Raw genomic sequence first — 2,199 nt, 5'->3', positions numbered from 1 at the left:
AATCGCAGAGATAGTGAAAACCAAGCCATCTCATATAACGATTGAAGATCTAAACGTATCAGGAATGATGAAGAACAAGCATCTTTCAAAGGCAGTTGCTTCGCAGAAGTTTTATGAATTTAAAATAAAGCTTCTAGCTAAATGCAAAAAGAACGGAATCGAACTTCGAACAGTAGATAGATGGTTCCCATCATCTAAGACATGTCATTGCTGTAAAAGTATCAAGAAAGATTTAAAGCTTTCAGATAGAATTTTCAGATGTGACTGTGGATATATCAAAGACAGAGATTTCAATGCCGCACTTAATCTGAGAGATGCTACAACTTACGAAGTTGCATAGATGAACGCAAACGTAAGTATGTACCGAAGGCTATTTCGGGAATTTAAGACTATGGAGTGTACTTGAACTTGTGAGTAGATATGATTTCGGTCAATCCAAAGCGTGCACGGTGACATAGTAAGTAATGTTCGTGAGAACTTACATTATCTCGATGTGAGTATATTTAATCACATTTTGAGTGGCAGGAAAGACGATGAGTAAAGAATTATATAAAAGAGTATTTGTGATTGTATGTGATTCTATGGGTATTGGACATGCAGAAGATGCAGCTTTATTTGGTGATGAAGGTGCCAATACGATTGGTCATATTTGTGAAGCAAAAGATGGTTTAAATGTAATTAATATGGAAGGCTTGGGTTTAGGTAATCTAGGAGACTTTAAAGGTATTCATCCAATTGCACATCCACTAGGTACTACTGCCTCTTTAAAAGAAGTATCTAATGGGAAGGATACAATGACAGGTCATTGGGAAATGATGGGACTTAAAGTCACTAAACCTTTTAAGACATTTACTGATACAGGTTTTCCTGAAGAATTTATAAAACTATTTGAAGAAAAGACAGGTAGAAAATGTCTTGGAAACTATGCAGAAAGTGGTACTAAGATTTTAGATGATTTAGGAGAAAAGCAATTAGAAACAGGAGACTGGATTGTTTATACATCAGCTGATTCTGTATTCCAGATTGCTGCGAATGAAGAAATAATTCCATTAGAAGAATTATATGAAGCATGTCATATTGCAAGAGAATTACTCATGGATGAAAGATGGAAGGTTGGACGTGTCATTGCAAGACCTTTTGTAGGACGTAAAAAAGGAGAATTTAAACGTACACCTAATAGACATGACTATGCTTTAAAACCATTTGGTAAAACAGTACTTAATAGTTTAAAGGATGCAGGACTAGATGTAGTAGGAGTTGGGAAGATTCCTGATATTTTTGTAGATGAAGGTATTACAAAAGGCATTCATACTGTTTCTAATAAGGATGGTATGGAAAAGACAATTGAACTTGCGAAAGAAAACCAACATGGACTCATCTTTGTGAATCTAGTAGATTTTGATGCAGTTTATGGACATCGTAGAAATGCGATTGGATATGGAGATGCTATTGAAGAATTTGATGCACAGCTCTCTGATTTAATGGCTGCAATCAATGATGATGATTTAATCATGATTACAGCTGATCATGGTAATGATCCTACTTGGAAAGGAACAGACCATACAAGAGAACATGTCCCACTACTCATCTACAGCAAATCATTACATCATCCTAAAAACTTAGGACTACTTGAAAGTTATGCAGTAATAGGTGCAACTATTGCAGATAACTTTAATGTAGAAAATCCAGGTATTGGTGAATCTATATTAAAAGAACTTGAAAGGGATGCTTAATGGAAAAACAGAGAAAAATCATTATAGTCTCTCTTGCAGCAAGCTTAATGGCTGTTATACTTTATGTATTTGGAATAACTCTTGCGAAAGGGAACATCATCATTGAAGCACTCTATCTTGTTATGGCTTCACTACTTGTTGTATCTGCAGTTATTTCATTATTTAATAATTATAAAAAGTATAAGAAAGCACTCTTTATTTATTTGATAATTATCAATGTAGTGCTAGAAGTACTATTTATTGGCAATTTGATTATTTAAACGCCGTTCAAAACGGTGGGTAATTTAAAATAACTAGGGGTTTCCTATATTTTAATTATTACGAACCTTTAATTTTTAAGGGGGGTCAATAAAAAACTCGCTTTAAATATTTGGGGGTTTCCACTTGTAGGTAATTTAAAATAACTAGGGGTTTCCTAAATTTTAATTATTACGCAGTAAGGGGTGAATCTCACCCCTTATTTCTT

At 34.1% G+C, this 2,199-nt stretch carries 3 protein-coding genes; all 3 read left to right on the top strand.

Translation table 11 applies throughout. The annotated features are described in order from the left end of the window. On the top strand, positions 1 to 340 hold a 340-nt coding region (locus EAI80_RS12785), incomplete at its 5' end, for an RNA-guided endonuclease TnpB family protein (RefSeq protein ID WP_153188265.1). 193 nt (positions 341 to 533) lie between these two features. Beyond that, a complete protein-coding gene (locus EAI80_RS12780) occupies positions 534 to 1,733 on the top strand; it encodes a phosphopentomutase (RefSeq protein ID WP_129982342.1) in 1,200 nt (399 codons plus the stop codon). Continuing rightward, positions 1,733 to 1,993, top strand: a complete 261-nt coding sequence (locus EAI80_RS12775; protein WP_129982341.1) for a hypothetical protein — start codon at positions 1,733 to 1,735, stop codon at positions 1,991 to 1,993. Before EAI80_RS12780 ends, EAI80_RS12775 begins: the two co-directional genes overlap by 1 nt. Positions 1,994 to 2,199: the final 206 nt, after the last annotated feature.

The sequence above is a fragment of the Catenibacterium sp. co_0103 genome (genome assembly GCF_004168205.1).
In the GTDB taxonomy this organism is placed as follows: domain Bacteria; phylum Bacillota_I; class Bacilli_A; order Erysipelotrichales; family Coprobacillaceae; genus Catenibacterium; species Catenibacterium mitsuoka_A.
Note: the sequence above shows the minus strand (reverse complement) of the source record. Positions and strands in the feature narration are given on the sequence as shown.